This window comes from bacterium (assembly GCA_026129405.1).
Classification (GTDB): domain Bacteria; phylum Desulfobacterota; class Binatia; order DP-6; family DP-6; genus JAHCID01.
Map to the genome: position 1 here is coordinate 79112 of JAHCID010000002.1, position 13243 is coordinate 92354.

17 protein-coding genes are annotated in these 13243 nt (G+C 73.1%); 7 read left to right on the forward strand and 10 right to left on the reverse strand.

From position 1 onward, the window contains the following. Window positions 1–69 precede the first annotated feature (69 nt). Window positions 70–1578, forward strand: coding sequence for an NAD(P)/FAD-dependent oxidoreductase (locus tag KIT14_08705; GenBank protein ID MCW5890618.1), 1509 nt, complete (start codon window positions 70–72; stop codon window positions 1576–1578). Here the strand turns inward: KIT14_08705 and KIT14_08710 are convergent, their stop codons facing one another. The 4 genes from KIT14_08710 to KIT14_08725 all read right to left on the reverse strand — a co-directional run bounded on the left by KIT14_08710 (window position 1579) and on the right by KIT14_08725 (window position 4868). Then, window positions 1579–2469: an alpha/beta hydrolase gene (locus KIT14_08710; GenBank protein ID MCW5890619.1), complete on the reverse strand. Its 891-nt coding sequence runs from the start codon at window positions 2467–2469 to the stop codon at window positions 1579–1581. Window positions 2470–2533: 64 nt separating this feature from the next. Next, window positions 2534–3322, reverse strand: a complete 789-nt coding sequence (locus tag KIT14_08715; GenBank protein ID MCW5890620.1) for an RNA methyltransferase — start codon at window positions 3320–3322, stop codon at window positions 2534–2536. Between the two features lie 6 nt (window positions 3323–3328). Continuing rightward, the gene (locus tag KIT14_08720; GenBank protein ID MCW5890621.1) at window positions 3329–3718 is read right to left on the reverse strand and encodes a DoxX family protein; all 390 of its coding nucleotides are present in this window, start codon (window positions 3716–3718) and stop codon (window positions 3329–3331) included. Window positions 3719–3764: 46 nt separating this feature from the next. After that, window positions 3765–4868, reverse strand: coding sequence for a fatty acid desaturase (locus KIT14_08725; protein ID MCW5890622.1), 1104 nt, complete (start codon window positions 4866–4868; stop codon window positions 3765–3767). 63 nt (window positions 4869–4931) lie between these two features. On the opposite strand from KIT14_08725, the gene KIT14_08730 reads away from it, so the two are divergent. Beyond that, window positions 4932–5564, forward strand: a complete 633-nt coding sequence (locus tag KIT14_08730) for a TetR family transcriptional regulator (protein MCW5890623.1) — start codon at window positions 4932–4934, stop codon at window positions 5562–5564. Window positions 5565–5568: 4 nt separating this feature from the next. On the opposite strand, the gene KIT14_08735 is transcribed toward KIT14_08730, so the two are convergent. Beyond that, window positions 5569–6093 carry an NUDIX domain-containing protein gene (locus tag KIT14_08735; GenBank protein MCW5890624.1) on the reverse strand — a complete coding sequence of 175 codons (525 nt, stop codon included), beginning with the start codon at window positions 6091–6093 and terminating at the stop codon, window positions 5569–5571. Continuing rightward, window positions 6069–6683, reverse strand: coding sequence for a molybdenum cofactor guanylyltransferase (locus KIT14_08740; GenBank protein ID MCW5890625.1), 615 nt, complete (start codon window positions 6681–6683; stop codon window positions 6069–6071). The genes KIT14_08735 and KIT14_08740 overlap by 25 nt, the downstream gene beginning before the upstream one ends. 101 nt (window positions 6684–6784) lie before the next feature. Here KIT14_08740 and KIT14_08745 point away from each other — a divergent pair, with 101 nt between their 5' ends. Beyond that, window positions 6785–7573: a hypothetical protein gene (locus KIT14_08745; protein MCW5890626.1), complete on the forward strand. Its 789-nt coding sequence runs from the start codon at window positions 6785–6787 to the stop codon at window positions 7571–7573. Window positions 7574–7581: 8 nt separating this feature from the next. On the opposite strand, the gene KIT14_08750 is transcribed toward KIT14_08745, so the two are convergent. After that, window positions 7582–8367 (reverse strand): hypothetical protein, encoded by a 786-nt coding sequence (locus KIT14_08750; GenBank protein MCW5890627.1) that lies wholly within the window; start codon window positions 8365–8367, stop codon window positions 7582–7584. 114 nt (window positions 8368–8481) lie between these two features. On the opposite strand from KIT14_08750, the gene KIT14_08755 reads away from it, so the two are divergent. From KIT14_08755 to KIT14_08765, 3 genes are read left to right on the forward strand one after another with little or no spacing between them, the layout of a single operon-like run. Then, window positions 8482–8904, forward strand: a complete 423-nt coding sequence (locus KIT14_08755; GenBank protein MCW5890628.1) for a Zn-ribbon domain-containing OB-fold protein — start codon at window positions 8482–8484, stop codon at window positions 8902–8904. A 17-nt stretch (window positions 8905–8921) separates the two neighbouring features. After that, complete coding sequence (locus tag KIT14_08760; GenBank protein MCW5890629.1) at window positions 8922–10067, forward strand: thiolase; 1146 nt, start codon at window positions 8922–8924, stop codon at window positions 10065–10067. Continuing rightward, window positions 10064–10294 (forward strand): glutaredoxin family protein, encoded by a 231-nt coding sequence (locus KIT14_08765; GenBank protein ID MCW5890630.1) that lies wholly within the window; start codon window positions 10064–10066, stop codon window positions 10292–10294. Before KIT14_08760 ends, KIT14_08765 begins: the two co-directional genes overlap by 4 nt. Window positions 10295–10306: 12 nt before the next feature. On the opposite strand, the gene KIT14_08770 is transcribed toward KIT14_08765, so the two are convergent. The 3 genes from KIT14_08770 to KIT14_08780 form a co-directional block, all read right to left on the reverse strand. Further along, complete coding sequence (locus tag KIT14_08770; protein ID MCW5890631.1) at window positions 10307–10999, reverse strand: DUF2817 domain-containing protein; 693 nt, start codon at window positions 10997–10999, stop codon at window positions 10307–10309. Window positions 11000–11070: 71 nt separating this feature from the next. Next, window positions 11071–11307 (reverse strand): hypothetical protein, encoded by a 237-nt coding sequence (locus tag KIT14_08775; protein MCW5890632.1) that lies wholly within the window; start codon window positions 11305–11307, stop codon window positions 11071–11073. Window positions 11308–11372: 65 nt separating this feature from the next. Then, a complete protein-coding gene (locus tag KIT14_08780; protein MCW5890633.1) occupies window positions 11373–11969 on the reverse strand; it encodes a BON domain-containing protein in 597 nt (198 codons plus the stop codon). Window positions 11970–12284: 315 nt separating this feature from the next. On the opposite strand from KIT14_08780, the gene KIT14_08785 reads away from it, so the two are divergent. Continuing rightward, window positions 12285–13238 (forward strand): LLM class flavin-dependent oxidoreductase, encoded by a 954-nt coding sequence (locus KIT14_08785; GenBank protein ID MCW5890634.1) that lies wholly within the window; start codon window positions 12285–12287, stop codon window positions 13236–13238. Window positions 13239–13243: the final 5 nt, after the last annotated feature.

The following is a 13243-nucleotide window of genomic DNA, read 5'->3' on the forward strand; positions in this document are numbered from 1 at the left end:
CCCGGGGCAAGCCGCTCGGCCGGTCGACCTTCCTTCGCGCGGCGATCCGGGTTAGCCGTACGGCGTCGCATGCGAGCAGAGCACTTCGACGTCCTCATCGTCGGCGCCGGTCTCTCCGGCGTCGGCACCGCCGTCCACCTCCGCCGGGAGTGCCCGACGAAGACGTTCGCCATCCTCGAGGGACGGCAATCGATGGGCGGCACCTGGGATCTGTTCCGCTATCCCGGCATCCGCTCGGACAGCGACATGCACACGCTCGGCTACGACTTCAAACCGTGGCGCCAGGCGAAGGCCATCGCCGACGGCCCGTCGATCCTCGACTACGTGAAGGAGACGGCGGCCGAGTACGGCATCGACGCGCACATCCGCTACGGCCATCGCGCCACCCGGGCGACGTGGTCGAGCGGCGACGCCGCCTGGACGGTCGAGGTGCAGCGCGAAGGCGGCGAGACGACGCGCTTCACCTGCAACGTGCTCCTCATGTGCGCGGGCTACTACAGCTACCGCCAGGGGCACGCGCCGGAGTTCGCCGGGCGCGAGCGCTTCCGCGGCACGATCGTGCATCCGCAGCAGTGGCCGGAGGACCTCGACTACCGCGGCAAGCGCGTCGTCGTGATCGGCTCCGGCGCCACCGCCATGACGCTCGTCCCGGCGATGTCGCGCGACGCCGCGCACGTGACCATGCTCCAGCGCTCGCCGACCTACGTGGTGTCGCGGCCCGATCGTGACGTGATCGCGAACGCGCTGCGCCGGATCCTGCCCGAGACGTGGGCCTATGCGATCACGCGCTGGAAGAACACGGCGCTGCAGCAGTTCTTCTACGGCCGCACGCGCACGCACCCCGAGCAGGTGAAGCAGAAGCTGCTCGACATGGTGCGCAAGGAGCTCGGCCCCGACTACGACGTCGAGACCCACTTCACGCCGCGCTACAACCCGTGGGACCAGCGTCTCTGCCTGGTGCCGAACAGCGACCTCTTCGTCGCGCTGCGCTCGGGGAAGGCCGAGGTGGTGACCGACCACATCGCCGCCTTCACCGAGACCGGCATCCAGCTGCAATCGGGCCGCACGCTCGATGCCGACGTCGTCGTCACGGCGACGGGCCTCGAGCTGGTCGTGCTCGGCGAGATGCAGTTCGCGGTCGACGGCGCGCCCGTCGATTTCAGCCGGACCTGGACCTACAAGGGCATGATGTACTCGGACGTGCCGAACCTCGTCTGCACGTTCGGCTACATCAACGCCTCGTGGACGCTGCGCGCCGACCTCACGGCGCACTGGACCTGCCGTGTGCTGAACCACATGGACGCGAAGGGCGCCCGCCGCGTCGTGCCGCGCCTGCGCCCGGGCGACGCCGACATGCCGGCGCGCGCGTGGATCGACGACTTCTCGTCCGGCTACATGCAGCGGGTGATGCACCTGTTCCCGAAGCAGGGGAACCGCGAGCCGTGGCTCAACCCGCAGAACTACCGGCGCGACAAGAAGATGATCCACACGAGCGCGCTCGAGGACGGGGCGCTCGTCTTCGACGATCCCACGGCCATCGCCGCCCGCGCGGTGCCGCCCGCCCGCGCGGTCGGGTAGTCAGGCCGCGTCGCCGGAGAGGAAGCCCCGGATCGCCGCGACCAGCTCCGCCGGCCGGTCGAAGTGCACCATGTGGCCGGCGCCGGGGATCTCGACGAAGCGGTGATGCGCGAAGCAGGCGAGGCGACGCGCGAGATCGTCGGGATCGAGGTAGATCGCGCCCGGCGTGCCGCGCCAGAACTCGCCCGACTCGCTGCCGTGCACGATCAGCGTCGGCGCGGTGATACGGCGCCAGAAGGCCATCGTCCACTCGACGTTGTACGGGCCGTGCATGCCGAGCGTCGCGAGCATGGCGTCGAACTTCCATTCGAGCGTGCCGTCCTCGCGGGCGCGCGTGCCGAGCAGCGCCAGCTCGCGCGCCTTCGCCTCGGGCAGCCGCGGGTTCCGCTGGCGGAGACGCTCGTAGGCGGCGTCGAGGTCGGCGAGGCCGGGCTGACCGGTGAGCGCACGGTCGATGCGCCCGAAGGTGTCGATCATCCACTTGACCTCGTGCGCCATGACCGGCGGCGGCGGGCCGAGCCCCTCGATGCACACGACCTTCGACGGGACGTCGGGAAAGCTGCCGGCGTAGGTGGCGACGATCTCGCCGCCCATCGAGTGGCCGACGAGGATCGGTTTCTGCAGGCGCAGCGCGCGGATCAGGTTGTGGACGTCGAGGATGAAGTGCCCGAAGCCGTACCAGGGCGTCGTCTCGCTGTCGCCGTGGCCGCGGAGATCGAGCGCGAGGACGTGGAAGTGGTCGCAGAGCGCGCGGGCGAGGTCGTCGAAGGAGTGCGAGTGGTCGCGCAGCCCGTGGACGATCACCAGCGGGGGCAGGCGGGCGTCGCCCCAGTCGCGGACGTGGATGCGCAGCGTACCGCTGCGGAAGAAGCGCTCGCTGAACTCGGGCATCGGCGGCGGAAGCTATCGACGCGCCGCAGCGGTCGCAAGGCGGGGCGCCTGGGCCCGGGGGGCCTCAGGCGAGACGGTGCAGGGCGATGGCGCACGCGACGGTCGCGTTCAGCGAGTCGACGCCCGGCACCATCGCGATGCGCACGCGGCGGTCGGCCAGGGCGCGGCTCGCCGCCGACAGCCCGGTGCCCTCGTTGCCGACGACGACGGCCCAGCGGGCCGGCGGGGCGACGCCGGTCACGTCGTCGCCGTCGCGGCTGACGAGGGCCAGGATCGACACGCCGTCGGCGCGCAGGCAGGCGAGGGCCGCGGCGGTGTCGGCGACGGTGGCGTAGGGCAGGTGCAGCACCGCGCCCATCGAGACGCGCACGACCTTGCGGTAGAGCGGGTCGCTGGTGGCGCCGCCGCAGAGGACGGCGTCCGCGCCGAGGGTATGCGCGGCACGGAACACGCCGCCGACGTTGTCGGGGTTGGAGACGTCCTCGAGCACCACCAGGCGTCGCGGCTGCGAGGCGCGGAGCGCGTCGAGCGTGTAGGGCGCGCGCCGCGTCCCCAGCGCCAGGCAGCCGCGGTGGAAGTCGAAGCCGACGACCGCCTTGACGACGTCGAGCGGTGCCACCAGCACCGGCAGGTCGGCATGCGCGTCGAGCGCCGCGGCCAGCCCGGGCAGCGCCGCCTCGGTCGTGAGCACGGAGTGGGGGGTGAAGCGGCGGCCGGCGAGCAGCTGGAGCACCACCTCGCGCGTCTCGGCGACGAAGAGGCCGTCGCGCTCGCGGCGGTCGTGGGCGCGCAGCGAGCGGTACGGCGCGAGGCGTGGGTCGGTCGCGCTCGCGACGGCGACGAGCAGCGCCATCGCCCGTCAGCGCGGGTCCGGGCGCGTGTACCACCATGCCCAGGCGATGAAGACGAGCTGGAACGGGAGGCGCACCCAGTTCGCCGTCGGCGACGGTGCCGGCAGCCAGCTCGGCAGGTGGACGAGCTGCGGGTTCGCCGTCGCCATGTAGACGTTGGCGGGGAAGACGGCGACGAGGAGCGCGATCAGTCCCCAGGCCGCGAGGACGCGCGTCCGCGGGACGAGGACGAGGATGCCGAGCACGATCTCCGCGACCCCCGACAGCAGCACGAGGAGGAGGTGCGCCGGCAGGTAGGGCGGCATGATCTGGAGATAGAGGTCCGGCCGCACGAAGTGCATCACGCCGGCGAGGACGTAGAGCGGCCCCATCACCCAGAGCAGCGCCGTCTTCAGCATGGCGCCCGATACACGGTGGCGCGGGCGGCGCGCCAGGGGCGGGCGCTCAGGCGGCGTCGGCGTCCGCGAAGGGGCCGAGGCGACGGCGCTCGAGCTCGCGCGTCATGACCTCGCGGAAGCGGCGGTTGCGGACGAGCAGGAACACGACCGTGCCGAAGTAGCCGTACGGCAGCTTCGGGCTCTCCTCCCAGAAGCGCAGCTGCTGGTAGGGCCGCGACGCGAAGGCGTGGTGGTCGGCGTGCCGCGACAGCCCGACGAGCGTGTAGAGCGTGAAGCGCGAGTCGGTGTCCCACGAGTCGATCGGCGTCACGCGCTTGCCGCGGCGGGCGAGCCCCCAGTGCTCGAAGTAGTTGACGGCCTCGAGCAGGCGGATGGCGATCGAGGCGACGAGGAAGTAGGCGAAGAACGCGCCGATGCCGAGCGCGATCCAGATCCCGACGGCGACGGCCCACTCGGCGACCAGACCCTGGAGCACGCGATGGCGCAGCATGCGCGGATCGGTCCAGCGCATGTGCTCGTCGCCGAGCCGCTTCTTCTCGATGCGCCACGCGCTGCGGAACTGCGCCGGCAGGGTACGGTACAGGAAGCGGGCGTAGGTTTCGCCGAAGCGGGCGGTCGCCGGATCGTCGGCGGTCGCGACGCGCGAGTGGTGGCCGCGGATGTGCTCGGTGGCGAAGTGCTCGTACAGCACGCTGCCCATGAGCAGCCGTCCCAGGAAGAAGAAGTGCCCCTGCGGCCGGTGCAGCAGCTCGTGCGCGACGACGATCCCGGAGTAGCCCGCGTTGACGCCGATCAGGGTGAGCCCGACGAAGGTATCGAGCGTCCAGAAGCCGTGCACCGAGACGCGCCACACGAACCACCCGAGGATCACGAAGTGCATCGCGGAGAGGACCCAGAGCACCGAGTCGAACGGCCAGCCGGGGAGGGTGGCGGCCGGCTGCCGGTGCTCCGCCGGGCTCTTCATGTCGACCAGGACCGAGCCGGCGAGGACGAGCAGCCACGCCGCCGCACCGAAGCCGCTCCACGGCCCGGTGGCGAGGTAGAGGAGGCAGGCGACCGGCAGCACGAAGCACAGCAGGTGGGCGATCCAGACCCGCGCGGTCTCGAGAAGGGGGGTGGGGTGGGTGGATGCGGCGGTCGCGGTCGCCATCGAGGTCCTCCGGCTCACATACGGCTTGGTATGTGAGGTCTCCCGGATTACATACGGGCTCGTATGTCGTCAAGCGGGCGCGCCCAGGCCAAGCAGGAGACGCGCGACGCGCTGATCCAGGCAGGCCTCGCCGCCTTCGCGGCAGAGGGGCTCGACGCGCCCAGCCTGGACGCGATCTGCGCCCGCGCCGGCTTCACCCGCGGCGCGTTCTACGTCCACTTCAAGGATCGCGACGATTTCCTCGTGGCGGTGATGGAGCACGTCCTGGGCGGCTTCCTCGACGCCGTGATCGCGACCGGCGACGAGGCGAACGACCTGGGCCACACCCTCGACCGTTTCACCGGCGCGCTCGCGAGCGCTGCCCGGCCGACGGGCGGCCGCGGCCGCGCGGCGAGCCCGCTTCTCGGGCCGGTGCAGCTCTTCCGCCTGATCGAGGCGGCGGCCCGCTCGCCCGCGATCCGCGGGCGCCTCGTCGCCATCATCGACGAGGCGATCGGGCGCGTGGAGGGCGCGGCCCGCAGCGGCCAGACGCGCGGGACGGTGCGGCACGACGTCGAGCCGCGGGTGGGCGCACAGCTCCTCGTCGTCGCGGCGCTGGGGCTCATGGGCGCGATCGAGCTCGGCGTCCCGCTCGACCTGCCGGCGCTGCGCGGCGCGGTGGCGCGTCTCCTCGGTGCGAGCGAGGGCGAGGCGTGAGCCGCTATCGCCGCCGGTAGGCGTCCAGCACCGCGAGCCCGTCGGGACAGAACGGCGCGACCGCGGCGCGCGCCGCGACCGCGTCCAGCACCAGGAACTCGCCGCGCACGATCTCTTCCGGCTGGAGACGGAACGGCCCGTCGTGCCGGGCGGCGTACACCCGGCCGTGGACGACGCTCGCGGCGTCTGCCCAGCGGAACGGGAACAGCGCCTCGAGCGGCGCGTCCACGCCCAGCTCCTCGCGCAGCTCGCGCGCAGCGCCGGCGTCGAAGGCCTCGCCCGCACCGAGCACGCCGCCGACGCAGACGTCCCAGTGCGCCGGGTAGACGTCCTTCGTCGGCGTGCGCAGGTGGACGAAGAGCCGGCCGGCGGCGTCGAAGACGAGGATGTACGTGCTGCGGTGGGGCAGGCGGCGCGCGCGCATCTCGCGCCGCGTGACGACGCCGACCACGCGGCCGTCGTCGTCGACCACGTCGACGAGCTCGCTGCCCGGGTCGTGGGCGCTCAGCGGTCGGTCTCCGGCAGCCACCCGCCGACCGCGGCCAGCTCCTCGGGCGTGTTGAGGTTGAGCAGCGCGCGGGCGCCGCCCTCGACCGCGCGCAGCGCCACCTCGCTCACCCAGTCGACGTGCACGAGCGGCAGGAACTCGCGCAGCGCGTGACGCCCGCTCGCGAGGCAGCGCTCGACGATCGGCAGCGTGCGCACGGCGTACACGGCGTGCAGCGGCTCGATGTCGTCCTCCCAGCGCGGGACGACGGCGTCGGCATCGCCGGGGCGCGCGAGGAGATAGCGGATCGGCTCGGCGGTGAGGCCGGGCATGTCGCAGGCGACGACGAAGACGCGCGCATGGCGGCTCGCCCGCATCGCGGCGTGGATGCCGGCGAGCGGGCCGCAGCCGGGAAAGACGTCGGCGACGGTCTCGACGCCCAGGTCGCGGAAGCGCTCGGGCCGCTGCGTCGAGACGAGCACCTGCGGGAAGAGCGTGCGGAACAGGCGGATGGTGCGCAGCGCGATCGGCTCCCCGTCGACGTCGGCGAAGGCCTTGTCGCGGCCACCCATGCGCGTCGCACGGCCACCCGCCAGGAGGACGCCGGCCGTGTCGGCGCCGGGCGCGGTCATGCGGCGAGGCATGACCGGCGTCCGCGTCCGAGTCAAACTCGACGCGTCGCGTACGCGCGTGGTTGACAGCCGGGAGGGGACGGGGAACGGTTCCCGGCATCGTGGCGTCGCCCGAAGAGGACGCGCTGGAGGACGCGATCGAGGAGGCCGCCGGGCGGCTCGCGCAGGCGCGCTACGTCGTCGCGCTGACCGGCGCGGGCATGTCGGTCGAGAGCGGCATCCCGCCGTTCCGCGGCCCGGGCGGGCTGTGGACCAAGCACGGCGAGCCGCCGATGAACGGCTGGCAGCGGTTTCTCGCCGATCCCGCGGCGGCCTGGCGCGAGCGCCTCGAGCCGTCGGGCCCCATGCGCGAGCTGTGGGCGACGCTCGCCGCGGCGCAGCCCAACCCGGGGCACCATGCCCTCGTCGACCTCGAACGCATGCGGGTGCTGCGCGCCGTCATCACGCAGAACGTCGACGACCTCCACCGCCAGGCCGGCACCGAGCGGCTCCTCGAGATCCACGGCAACGCCACGCTCATCCGCTGCATCGCCTGCGTCACCCGGTTCGCCCGCGACACCATCGACTTCGCCGTCCTGCCGCCGCGCTGCCCGCGTTGCGACGGGCTGCTGAAGAGCGACACCGTCTCGTTCGGCGAGCCGATTCCGCCCGATGTCCTCGCCGGCTGCTTCGAGGAGGCCGAGCGCGCCGACGTGATGCTCGTCGCGGGCACGTCGGCGACGGTCCATCCGGCGGCTCAGCTCCCGTTCCAGGTGCGGGAGCGGGGCGGCGAGATCGTCGAGGTGAACCCCCACGAGTCGGAGCTGACGGCGGCGTGCCGGGTCGTGCTGCGCGGCCCGTCGGGCGAGATGCTGCCGCGCCTGGTGGCGGCGTTGCAGCGTCGGCGCTGAGGCCGCGGCTACGGCTGCGGGAAGCCGGCGAGCGACTGCGCGCGGCCACGCGCGTCGAAGCTGATGTCGCGCCCGAAGCCGTAGTGCCAGATGACCCAGCCGTTCGGCGCCGGCTCCTCGACCTGGGGCGGGCCGATCAGGCGCAGGACCTCCTGCTTCGACATGCCGCGTTTCACCGTGCGCAGCGCCTCGAACGCCGGCCGCGGCAGCGGCGCGCCGTAGGTCGGCGCCGGCGGCGGCTCGGCCGGTCCCGGGAACGACGCCGCGGCCATCGCCGCCTGCCGTTGCTCGAGCGCCAGCAGGAGCTGCTCCATGCGCTCCTGCGTCTGGAGCATGCGCTCGGTGAGGTCCGTGAGGTTCGTGAGCACGGCGTCGATGCGCTCGAGCATCTGGACCTGCATCTCCTTCTCGGAGCGCTCCTGCTCGTGCCGCTCCTCCTCGGTAGTGACGAGCGTGAGATCGTCGGCGGCGGCCAGCTCGATCTCCGGCTTGCGCTCGACCATGCGCACGGTGCCGCGCACCCGAACCATGCGCCCCTCGTAGCGCGCCCGGAGGTCGGCGGGCGGGAAGACGTCGAAGTGGGCGGCCTGCACCACGGCGGTGAAGCGGTTGAACGTGGGCTCGAACGCCATGAGGCAGGACGTGGGCGAACAGTGGACGCCGAGTATCCGGCCCTCGACGGTGACGTGCTCGCCGACGTGCTCGGCGGCCTGGTCCCACGAAATGGCCGCGCCCTCCTCGGCCCGGGCGGGCGATGCGAGCGCGAGCAGTAGAACGAGGAAGGAGAACCGCATCGGCCTCACCGGGCGCGCCTGGCGCTTGACCGCTCTCGACGCGGGTTTCTATAGAACCGGGTCCGCGAAGTCCATCCACGCGGCACGTTTGCGCCCGCTCGAGGTTCTCCGAACATGGCCGACTACGCCGGACCCCTTCCGACGCCCACACCCGAGACGCGTCCCTTCTGGGAGGCGGCGAAACGGCACGAGCTGATGCTCCCGCGCTGCCGGCAGTGCGGGCCCGTCTTCTTCTATCCGCGCGCCACGTGCCCGCGGTGCCTCGGGGCCGACCTCGAGTGGACCGCCGTCAGCGGGCGCGGCACGCTGCACACGTTCACGATCGTCCATCGCGGCGCGCGCAACTTCCCGCTGCCGTCGCCCTACGTGATGGCGATCGTCGAGCTCGACGAGGGCCCGCGCATGATGACGAACCTCGTCGGCGTGACGCCCGACCCGGCCGCGCTCGAGATCGGCATGCCGGTGGAGGTCACCTGGGCCGACGTCACGCCCGAGGTCACGCTGCCGCACTTCCGGCCCGCCGGAGCCGCGCAGTGAGCGCCGCCGCCCGCGCGCTGCGCGGCAAGGTCGCCATCGTCGGCGCCGCCGAGGCCGACGAGCACGGCAAGCTGCCGCACAAGTCGGCCTTCCAGCTCCACGCCGAGGCCGCGCGCAACGCGCTCGCCGACGCCGGCCTGACGGTCCGCGACGTCGACGCGGTCTTCAGCGCCGGGCTCTGGATGGGCTCGGAGACGGCGGAGTACCTGGGCATCCGCCCGCGTTGGATCGACGGCACGCAGATCGGCGGCTGCTCGTTCATCGCCCATGTCCAGCACGCGACGGCGGCGATCGCGGCGGGGCTGGTCGACGTGGCGCTCATCACCCACGGCGAGAGCGGCGCTTCCCGCGTCGGCATGCCCGGGACGCGCTTCGGCGCCGACGCGTTCCGCGTCCAGTTCGAGCATCCCTTCGGGCTCGCCGGCCCGCCGACCGGCTACGCGCTCGCGGCGGCGCGCCATCGCCACGTCTACGGCAGCACGAGCGAGCAGCTCGCGACGCTCGCCGTCTCGACGCGGAAGTGGGCGCAGCTGAACCCGCGCGCGATCATGCGCGACCCGCTGACCGTCGACGACGTGCTGGCGTCGCGCCTGATCGCCTGGCCGCTGCATCTCCTCGACTGCTGCCTCGTCACCGACGCCGGCGGCGCCGTCGTGCTGACGTCGGCGGCGCGCGCGCGCGATCTGCCGAAGCGGCCGGTCTACGTGCTCGGCACCGGCGAGGCGTCCACCCACGTCATGGTGAGCCAGATGCCGGACTTCGCGTTCTGGGACGCGGCGAAGATGGCGAGCGAGCAGGCCTTCGCGATGGCGGGCGTCACGCACGCCGACATCGACGTCGCCGAGTTCTACGACGCCTTCACGATCGTGCCGGTCATGGGCCTCGAGGCGACGGGCTTCTGCAAGCCGGGCGAAGGCGGAGCGTTCGTCGGCGACGGCCGCACGGCGCCGGGCGGATCGTTCCCGATGAACACGAACGGCGGCGGGCTCTCGTACACGCACTCGGGCATGTACGGCATGTTCACGCTCGTCGAGGCGGCGCGCCAGCTGCGCGGCGAGTGCGACGCGCGGCAGGTCGCCGGCGCGAAGACGGCCATCTGCCACGGCCTCGGCGGCATGTTCAGCGCCTCGGCGACGCTCATCTGCGGGACGGAGATCCCGTGAGCGGGGGCGGGCCGGTCCTGCTCTACACGCGGACCGGCTGCCCGCACTCCGACGTGCTGCGCGCCGAGCTCGCGGCGCGCGGTATGGCGATCACCGAGATCGACGTCGCGCGACGGCGCGACGCGGTGCCCGAGCTCCTGAAGCTGACGGGCGGGCGGCGGGTCGTGCCGGTGCTGGTCGACGGCGCGACGATCACGGTCGCGCCGCACGGCGGCACGGCGTTCTGAGACGGCGCGCGCTCACCCGCGGTCGGCGATCGCCTCGAGCAGGCAGTGGCCGTAGTAGTCCCACGCCGTCTCCGCCGGCAGCTGCGACGTCGTGCGCGGCAGCTCGATGGTGACCAGCGGCCAGCCCCAGTCGGCGCCGAGGAGCGCGCCGAGCGATCCGGGCCGGGCGCCGATGCGCTGGAGCGGCAGCCCGGTGCACGCCGCGAGCATGCTCGCCGCCCTGCTGGGAGGCCCGTCCCAGTCGACGAGCGCGGCGTCGCCCTCGTGCACGCTGATCGTCAGCACGGGGCGGACCGCCCGCAGCAGGTCGTCGAGCGCCCGGCTCTCCGGCTCCGAGAGCGGCTCCGGGCCGTGCACCGGCCGGGGCGTCCAGCTGCGCGCGGCCATGTTGCGGTTCAGGTCGACGCCGCGCGCGTTGCTGCGGGTCGCCGCCTCGATGCCGTCGGGATTGAGCGTCGGGACGATCATGATCGGCTCGTCGTGTGGACAGCGCAGGCGCTCCGCCAGCGTGCGCACGAGCTGCGCGCTGCCGCGCTCGTCCCCGTGCACGCCGCCGAGGACGAGCACGCCGCCCGGGCCGCGCCCGCAGGCGAAGACGTCGATGGGCTGGCCGCCGACCGAGTAGGCGGCGGTGCGGAGGTCCGGAGCCGCGGCGGGCGGCTGACGGAGCGCGCAGCCCGCGAGCAGGGCGGCGGCGATCGGCACGACCGCGAGCCGCACGACCGCCGTCGCGCCGAGGCATGGCCCGGCCGACCCGGCGCCTCGCGGCGACAGGCTCAGACCGGGTTCCGCGTCGACTTCATCCGCGGCGCGATCGGATCGTCGGGCTCGCCGGGCAGCGGCTTGCCCCACGGATCGGTGCGCGGGATGCGAAGCTTCTTCAGCGTGAGGAGCGTGTCCTCGTTGACCCAGGGCTGACCCAGCGCACAGGGTACCGGGATGCCGTTCTCCGGCTCGAGGTCGTAGGCGGGGAACGCGCCCTTCTGGTAGTCGAGGAGCATCCGCTTCGGCACGGGATCGATGTAGCGGGCGGGCGTCGCCCCATGCAAGCCGGGGACGACGGCCGGGGGCGATGGCCTCAGCGGATGAAGATGTGGGTGACGACCCGGGACACGCCCGGCGTCTGCAGGGCGACCGCGCGCGCCGTCTCCACCTGCCCCGCGTCGTGCGCCTCGCCCATGATGAAGGCGACGCCGTTCACGACGCGGTGCTGGAGGCTCTGCGAGGCGATGCCCTCGGCGGCCAGCAGGTTCACGCCCAGCTCCTTGTTCACCGCGAAGTCCGACGCGCGGTCGCCGATGCCGTCGCCGGCGGCGACCTCGAGGTCGTCGTAGATCGCGTCGCCGGCCACGCCGCGCGCCAGCTCGACCGCCTGGCGACGGAGCTCCCAGGTCGGGACGACGCCCGTCAGCATGACGTGGCCGAGGTAAACGTCGACGTCGACGTCGGCCGCCAGGCTCGCCGATGCGCCGAGGAAGGCCTTGTCGATCGACGCCTTCGTGTCGAGGTCGGCGGCTTGCTGCTCCATGGAGCGATCGTCGGCGAGCGAGCTCGCCGCCTCGGTCGCCGCGGTCGTGATCGCCATCTGCGGGCATCCGGTGCACCAGGGGAGGACGAGCGTCGCCAGAAGGAGGGCCAGGGGCGTCGTCGCCGCCCGCGCGGACTGCGTTCGCATCGGCGGCTCTTATGCCCGTTCCGCTCGCGAACGCTTGCCATTCGCCGCCATGGCGCCGCCGCGCGGCGTCAGGCGGTGGGATCGTCACCGGCAGACCGGTCTGAGCGCGCCCGGGGATCGCGCGCCACGTGAGCGTGGCGGGATCCGCGGCGAGCGCCGGTGCGGGCTCGGCGACGGCACGCACCGCCTCTTCGATGGTCACGCGCGCCAGGGCGGCGCCGAGGCAGGAGTGCCGACGTTCGCGGGGAGCGCGCGGACCGTCCGTCGGGCGGAGCGGCCTTCCCACCGGCCCCGGCGCCGGGCTAGGACGCCTCGATGGAACGCATCGCCCTGTCGTTCTCGCCGCTCCGCGACGCCCAGCCCGACGAGATCATCGATTGGAGCCGCCGGGCCGAGGCGCGCGGCTTCGCCGGCGTCTTCATCCCGGAGTCGTTCAACGACTCGCTCGCCTACGCCCAGGCCATCGGCCAGGCGACGACGACGCTTCTCGTCGGGACGGCGATCACGAACGTCTATCTGCGCCATCCGACGTTGCTCGCGCAGCAGGCGGCGGCGGTGCAGGCGTTCACCGGCGGACGGCTCATGCTGGGGCTCGGCGTCGGGCACCGGCCGGTGAACGCGTCGCTCGGCATCGACATGGGCAACCCGATCCAGCGCGTCCGCGACGTCGTCGCCCTGCTGCGCCAGGCGTGGGTGAAGGGGCCGCACCAGCCGCGTCCGGCGACGCCGCCGAAGCTCCTCACCGCCGCGCTCGCGCCGCGCATGATCGAGGTCGCAGGGGAGATCGCGGACGGCGTGATCTTCAACCTCTTCCCGCTCGAGCGCTACCGCAAGGCGCTCGCCCATCTGCACAAGGGCATGGAGCGCGCCGGGCGCGACCCGCAGGCGGGCGGATACGAGATCTGCCACTTCACGACCTGCTACCTCGGCGACGACCGCGCCGCGTGCCTGCACGAGGCGAAGCGCATGCTGGCGCGCTACGCGAACCTGCCGTTCTACGGCAACATGCTCGCCGAGAGCGGCTTCGCCGACGAGGTGGCCGCGATCCGGGCGGCGATGAAGGCGCGCGACGTCGGCGCCGCGGAGAGGGCGGTCACCGACGCGATGGCGGACGCGGTGACGCTCGTCGGCGACGCGCAGCACTGCCGCGAGCGGCTGCGCGCCTACGGCATGGCCGGCGCGGCGATGTCGATCGTGTTCCCGAATCCCGTCGGCGAGTCGCGGGCGGCGTGCGTCGCGCGCGCCACCGAGGCGTTCGCGCCGGCCTGACCCGC

Bases quoted from the DNA above. Each gene is read 5' to 3' on its own strand.
- KIT14_08705 (MCW5890618.1), top strand. From the start codon at position 70: ATGCGAGCAGAGCACTTCGACGTCCTCATCGTCGGCGCCGGTCTCTCC.
- KIT14_08710 (MCW5890619.1), bottom strand. From the start codon at position 2,469: ATGCCCGAGTTCAGCGAGCGCTTCTTCCGCAGCGGTACGCTGCGCATC.
- KIT14_08715 (MCW5890620.1), bottom strand. From the start codon at position 3,322: ATGGCGCTGCTCGTCGCCGTCGCGAGCGCGACCGACCCACGCCTCGCG.
- KIT14_08720 (MCW5890621.1), bottom strand. From the start codon at position 3,718: ATGCTGAAGACGGCGCTGCTCTGGGTGATGGGGCCGCTCTACGTCCTC.
- KIT14_08725 (MCW5890622.1), bottom strand. From the start codon at position 4,868: ATGGCGACCGCGACCGCCGCATCCACCCACCCCACCCCCCTTCTCGAG.
- KIT14_08730 (MCW5890623.1), top strand. From the start codon at position 4,932: ATGTCGTCAAGCGGGCGCGCCCAGGCCAAGCAGGAGACGCGCGACGCG.
- KIT14_08740 (MCW5890625.1), bottom strand. From the start codon at position 6,683: ATGACCGCGCCCGGCGCCGACACGGCCGGCGTCCTCCTGGCGGGTGGC.
- KIT14_08750 (MCW5890627.1), bottom strand. From the start codon at position 8,367: ATGCGGTTCTCCTTCCTCGTTCTACTGCTCGCGCTCGCATCGCCCGCC.
- KIT14_08755 (MCW5890628.1), top strand. From the start codon at position 8,482: ATGGCCGACTACGCCGGACCCCTTCCGACGCCCACACCCGAGACGCGT.
- KIT14_08780 (MCW5890633.1), bottom strand. From the start codon at position 11,969: ATGCGAACGCAGTCCGCGCGGGCGGCGACGACGCCCCTGGCCCTCCTT.
- KIT14_08785 (MCW5890634.1), top strand. From the start codon at position 12,285: ATGGAACGCATCGCCCTGTCGTTCTCGCCGCTCCGCGACGCCCAGCCC.